Origin of the sequence: Clostridium psychrophilum, from assembly GCF_018861705.1 — a bacterium.
GTDB lineage: Bacteria > Bacillota > Clostridia > Clostridiales > Clostridiaceae > Clostridium_AD > Clostridium_AD psychrophilum.
This window is the reverse complement of the sequence record NZ_JAHLEC010000157.1, coordinates 1-5,552: the sequence shown is the minus strand read 5'-3', so window position 1 is coordinate 5,552 and position 5,552 is coordinate 1. Positions and strand designations below refer to the sequence as shown.

At 30.9% G+C, this 5,552-nt stretch carries 5 protein-coding genes; 1 reads left to right on the top strand and 4 read right to left on the bottom strand.

All coding sequences use genetic code 11. The annotated features are described in order from the left end of the window. The first annotated feature begins 220 nt into the window (after window positions 1-220). Window positions 221-820 carry a hypothetical protein gene (locus KPL38_RS17970; RefSeq protein ID WP_216290510.1) on the top strand — a complete coding sequence of 200 codons (600 nt, stop codon included), beginning with the start codon at window positions 221-223 and terminating at the stop codon, window positions 818-820. Between the two features lie 98 nt (window positions 821-918). Here the strand turns inward: KPL38_RS17970 and KPL38_RS17965 are convergent, their stop codons facing one another. The 4 genes from KPL38_RS17965 to KPL38_RS17950 form a co-directional block, all read right to left on the bottom strand. After that, window positions 919-2,109 (bottom strand): ABC transporter permease, encoded by a 1,191-nt coding sequence (locus tag KPL38_RS17965; RefSeq protein WP_216290509.1) that lies wholly within the window; start codon window positions 2,107-2,109, stop codon window positions 919-921. Continuing rightward, window positions 2,106-2,822: an ABC transporter ATP-binding protein gene (locus tag KPL38_RS17960; RefSeq protein ID WP_216290508.1), complete on the bottom strand. Its 717-nt coding sequence runs from the start codon at window positions 2,820-2,822 to the stop codon at window positions 2,106-2,108. The genes KPL38_RS17965 and KPL38_RS17960 overlap by 4 nt, the downstream gene beginning before the upstream one ends. Window positions 2,823-2,851: 29 nt before the next feature. Further along, window positions 2,852-4,207, bottom strand: coding sequence for an efflux RND transporter periplasmic adaptor subunit (locus tag KPL38_RS17955; RefSeq protein WP_216290507.1), 1,356 nt, complete (start codon window positions 4,205-4,207; stop codon window positions 2,852-2,854). 416 nt (window positions 4,208-4,623) lie between these two features. Continuing rightward, window positions 4,624-5,421 (bottom strand): DUF2705 family protein, encoded by a 798-nt coding sequence (locus tag KPL38_RS17950; RefSeq protein ID WP_216290506.1) that lies wholly within the window; start codon window positions 5,419-5,421, stop codon window positions 4,624-4,626. Window positions 5,422-5,552: the final 131 nt, after the last annotated feature.

Genomic DNA, 5,552 nt, shown 5'->3' with positions numbered 1-5,552 from the left:
AATTGCTGATAATCAGCATGAGAGCTCCAATTTTTTAGCATAAAATAATCCTCCTTTTAAAACATGTCTTTAGGAGGAGATTTTCAAAATTTTACAGACTTGTCAAGTGTTCTATGCAAAAAAATGGGGGAATCAACAAAAATTAATAATACTAAAAGTGAGTAATCACAGGAGCTAAGGAGTTTCCGTGAAAGCTCAGATTATACAAGGGGGGATTATCTTGAAAAGAAAAAAGGGTGTAGTTATAGTTATTATGATTGTGCTCGGAGTGAGTATCACAGGTATTCATTTACATAACAATAGTAAATATTTATACAAAATCAATATTATTGAACAAAATATAAAAGATGAAAAGTTCAGTGATGCAAAAAACAATATGGAAAAAGGCGAACTAAAACAAGAGGATTTAAAAAAGCTTAATGACAAAATAAAAAAGCAAAACAAAATTATAATAGTAAAAGAAAATATAGAATCTAGTTTTAGATATTTATATGGTTTAAAAACTGATTCAGATAAAAATTCAAAAAAAGCATTAATATATGCATTTAATGGATATATGGAAACAACAAGTTATAAGAATATAGAAAAATGCAAAACATTAGGGATTAGTGAGTATTTAACAAGCCAAGAAAACATTTATTTAAGTTATCTTAAAAATTTTGGTATAGATAAAAGTGAAACTATTAGAATATGTAAGCTAAAAAGATATGAAAGACAAGATATAATAGCTAATAATAAAGTTGTACAAAAACAAATAGAAGCTAATGTAGAAGCTGATAATGAAATTATAAAAGCTAATTCAGCGGAAGCATTTGAATAGGTTTCGAATAAGCTAGGTCTTAATAAGTGATGAATTTTTGTACATATAAATAATAACAAAAATGCTTAAGTTAAACATAAACTTAAGCATTTTTTCTGTTATTGAAATCTTAATGCTTCTATTGGATTCAATTTTGATGCTTTATTAGCAGGATAAATTCCAAAAATTAAACCTATAAGAACTGAAAAAGCAAATGAACCAATAACAATATTTCCTGAAATTACAATTGACGTTGCAAAGAATGTTTTGCCAATATAGGCACCAGCATAGCCGAAAAACACACCTAAAAGACCACCGATACCACTTATAATTGATGCTTCAATTAGAAACTGTATAAGTATAGTTCTTCTTTTAGCTCCAATTGCTTTTCTTGTTCCTATTTCTTTAGTCCTTTCAATTACTGAAACAAGCATTATGTTCATAATTCCAATACCGCCAACTAAAAGAGAGATTGCTCCAACCCCACTTAACATATTACTCATACTTTTAGTAGTTGAAGTAGCAGTAGTAAGTAAACTTGTTTGACTTAGAACTCTATAATCAGTATCTGTAGTTGTACTAGTTGCCAAATTTCTAAGACCATATTTTTTATTTAAGAACATTTTCAAATATGACATTGCTGTATCTATTTGTGTTTGACTTTTAGCTTCAACATAATAGGTACTTATAGTAGAAGTTTTAAGTAACCTCTGGGCTGTTGATATTGGAAGTATGATTTTATCATCACTGCTTCCTGTAGTTGATGTTCCTGCAGATTTAAGAACTCCCACTATTTTGAACTGAATACCACTAACATACATTGTTTCGCCAACAACGTTTGTAGTACCAAAAATATTATTTGCGGTTTCAGTTCCAATAACAAGGACCTTATATCTATTTTCAACGTCTCTTGCAGTTATAAATTTACCATCGCTCACTGTATAACTTTTTATTTGTGCATAGTTTTCATTTGATGCCTCGATTGTTGTAGTACTAGACTTAGTTCCAGCTTTTACATTTACATTACTTGAAGAAATTTGTGGCGAAATTGCCTTGATACCTGGTTTCGATTTTAGTTCTTTTAAATCTTGCGCATCAATAGTTGCAGTTTTGGTAAGAGATACAGTTATAAGATTAGTTCCTAAACTGCTTATTTGATCACTAATCTCCTTTTGTGTACCTTGTCCCATTCCAACAAGAATAATTACGGAAGATATACCAATAATTATACCAAGCATAGTAAGAAATGAACGTATTTTATTACTCCAGACTGAAAAAAGTGCTATTTTAAATAATTGTGATATTCTCATGCAGTCACCTCTTTCACATTTAGTTCATCGGAAGTTATTTGTCCATCTTTAACTGTGATCATGCGTTTTGCATGGGAAGCAATCTCTCTATCATGAGTAATTATTACTATTGTATTTCCTTCATAATTTAATTTCTCAAGCATTTTAAGCACTTCATTACCAGACTTACTATCAAGTGCACCTGTTGGTTCATCAGCCAAAATAATCTGGGGATCTGTTACTAGAGCTCTTGCAATTGCAACCCTCTGCATTTGTCCACCAGACAGTTCTGTTGGTTTGTGTTTCATATGAGTTGCGAGTCCTACTTTCTCCAATTGTGTTTTTGCTTTTTCTATTGCATCCTTGTTTGTATATCCTAAATATAACAAGGGCAATGTTACATTATCCAATATACTTTGCTTTGCAAGTAAATTATAATTTTGAAATATAAAACCTATTTTTTTATTCCTTATTTCTGCAAGTTTATTGTCGCTACATTTTGTGTCCTCACCATCTAAAAAATATTTTCCAGAGGTGGCATTGTCAAGGCAACCAATAATGTTCATAAGTGTTGATTTACCTGCACGTGAGGGCCCAACAATTGCTACGTATTCCCCTTTAGCTATTTTTAAATTGACATTTTCTATAGCCTTGAAATCATTACTGCCCATTTTATATACTTTTTCTACATTAGTTATATCAATTAAGGATTTGCTTTCTGATATTTGTGGCATTTATTTACCCTCCTGTATAGTTAAACCTATTATTTAGTGCTTGTGGAACTAGAACTGCTACTACCACTTGGCTGTCTGCCACCGCTTGGTTTTCCTACGCCACCACTGCCGCTCATTGATCCGCCTTGACCGCCCATACCACTTTGAGTAGTAGTGCTACTGCTGCTTGTTGCTAATTGAACCAATACTACTTGTCCTGCTGTAATGCCTTTTGTAACTTCTATATAATCTTCAGTTTCGATGCCTGTTGTAATCTCAACCAATTTACTATTAGAGTCAGTGGTCTGTGCGCTACTATTACTTTGTCCACTATCTGAACTTTCAGCGTTCTGAACTCTTACGTATTTTTTATTGTTACTTTCAACTAAAGCTTCTTCTGGTATTACAATTGCTTCATCTTTGCTTTTAACTGCAATTGTTACATTTGCATTCATGCCAAGTCTTATTCCGGTTGGATTATTAATACTTACAATAACATCATATGTTGTTGTATTATCGGTAGTGGTACCCGTCTGTGCTGCTGACTCAACAGTACCTGTAAAAGTTTTACCAGTTATTGCATCGAATTTTATAGTGGCCTTTTGGCCAACTTTAACTGATGAAATATCAAGCTCATCTACAGAAACTTTAACTTTCATTGTGTTCATATCTGAAATAGTAAGTGTACTTTTACCACTTTTACCAGTTGAGCCATTAGCACTGACTACAGTTGTTACAAGACCGGCTATAGGGGCTATTACAGTCTGATTGCTTACGGCAGTTTTTGCACTTGTTAAATCTGAAATAGCATCAGTTACAGAATCCTTGTCATCTGATATTTTACTTGTATTATCGGTTATTGTTTTTTCATCAGATGTTATTTTGTTTGTAGTATCATCAATTGACTTATTATCAGAGGTTACTTTGTTAGAATCAACTTTAGGTGCACTCTCATCCGTTGCAAGTTGAGCTTTTGCGGTTGTAAGAACGGTTTCATCGGTAATAAGTTGTGTATTTTTCGTAGTAAGATTAGTTTCATCACTAGCAAGTTGAGCATTTGCTTTTGTTAACTTCTTCGTGGATGAGGTTACAGTTTTTGCTAAATCTGAATTAGAGGAATAAAACAGTTCTTGTGCTTTGGTTACAGTATCGCCAACCTTAACTGTTAATCCTGATAAGGTTCCATTATTATTAGGTGATACATCAGAGGTTGTACCTGCATATGCTGCTCCTGTACCCTGTATAGTGTTTGATATACTCATAGTTTTGACAGTTGAAGAATAAAACTTTGTGGTTGTAGCTGTCGCAGTTTTTTTGAAAAATTTATTATATCCTATATAACCACCAATAAAAATTACAATCACAGATATACTTATTATTATTGCTTTAATCATTTTACTTTTCATTATTTGCCTCCAGTAATTGTATTGTCTTTATTCAGTTCTATTCAATAATGTAATTATAAACTGAAATGTTATTGCAAATATCTAATAAATATGTAAAAAGTGTGTGATTATATAATTTATTTATGTATTAAATTTTAAAATTAAGAATAATATATACCAAAAGATTAATAATTGTTCTAGATATGTTATAGGAGGTGAATTATAAGGTTTGGAGGTTAAAAAATGATGAATATATAAAAAAATATGTACTTGATTTTTGGAACCTTTTAAATGTGTAATTAATAGTATAGTACAAGGACCTTTCAATTATCTAATAAGCACTTATTATATAATAAGCACTTACTTATCCCCAAAAGTGAGTGCTAAAAATTAAACCTAGCAATAATAATATTGCTAGGTTTAATTTATTTCAATTTTTATATGCTCATATCTCTTTTATTATAAAACACATACGTGATAATCAATGTTACTAAAATGATTAATATCGATAATATCACAAAGCTTAATTGAAAACCACCGGTAGATATTAAGCTCTTAGCTTCATAATATTTAAATGGTGTAAAGTATTTAAGATTATCAAGCTTACCGTTTAAGTCTATTGTCATAGATAGTAAATATGTTATTAAAAGAACTGCTGTAGATATGGATGTTGCAGTTTTGGGACTTTTGCTCGTAGCAGCTATTGCTGTGCCAATAAACATAAATATAAGCTGCAAAATAAACATCCCGCCCATTAAGAGCACAATTTCTTTACTTACATTTTCTCCTTTATTATATTTTCCTACTATAATAATAGAAGAAATCAAGGTTATAATATTAAATATCAAAATATTTACGAAGGCTGCAGATAGCTTTGATGTTATAATTTTATTTCTTGAAATAGGTTTTGAAAGTAGAAATTCTACGGTTTTATCTCTTTCTTCTTTTGAAATTATATCAGCTCCAAGCATAGTAGCATGAATAGTTGCCATAAGAGCTAAATATAAAAAGAGCATCCCATAATAACCACTGACCTTTGATAAATCAAAACCGCCTATACCGAAAATTGTTTGCATAGATTTTGGCATTTGTGCAAATAAATCATTCATTGATTGACCAGAGGATGATAATGCAACATATTTACCCATACCAGCAGCAACCATAAATAAAATTCCAAATGCCCATATAATAAGACTTTTTCTATGGGCCCTCATTTCTATAATAAATACATTCATAAACTAACCCCCTTGTATAATCTGATAGTGTAAACACTATCTTTGCTTTATTTATTTGAAACCTTGCTATTGCAAGGGTTATAACTGTTTTTAATATAAAAAACAATGACCCCCTCTCTTTTGGTATAATT

Coding starts and splice junctions, on each gene's coding strand:
- KPL38_RS17965 (WP_216290509.1), bottom strand. CDS start 2,109: ATGAGAATATCACAATTATTTAAAATAGCACTTTTTTCAGTCTGGAGT.
- KPL38_RS17960 (WP_216290508.1), bottom strand. CDS start 2,822: ATGCCACAAATATCAGAAAGCAAATCCTTAATTGATATAACTAATGTA.
- KPL38_RS17955 (WP_216290507.1), bottom strand. CDS start 4,207: ATGAAAAGTAAAATGATTAAAGCAATAATAATAAGTATATCTGTGATT.
- KPL38_RS17950 (WP_216290506.1), bottom strand. CDS start 5,421: ATGAATGTATTTATTATAGAAATGAGGGCCCATAGAAAAAGTCTTATT.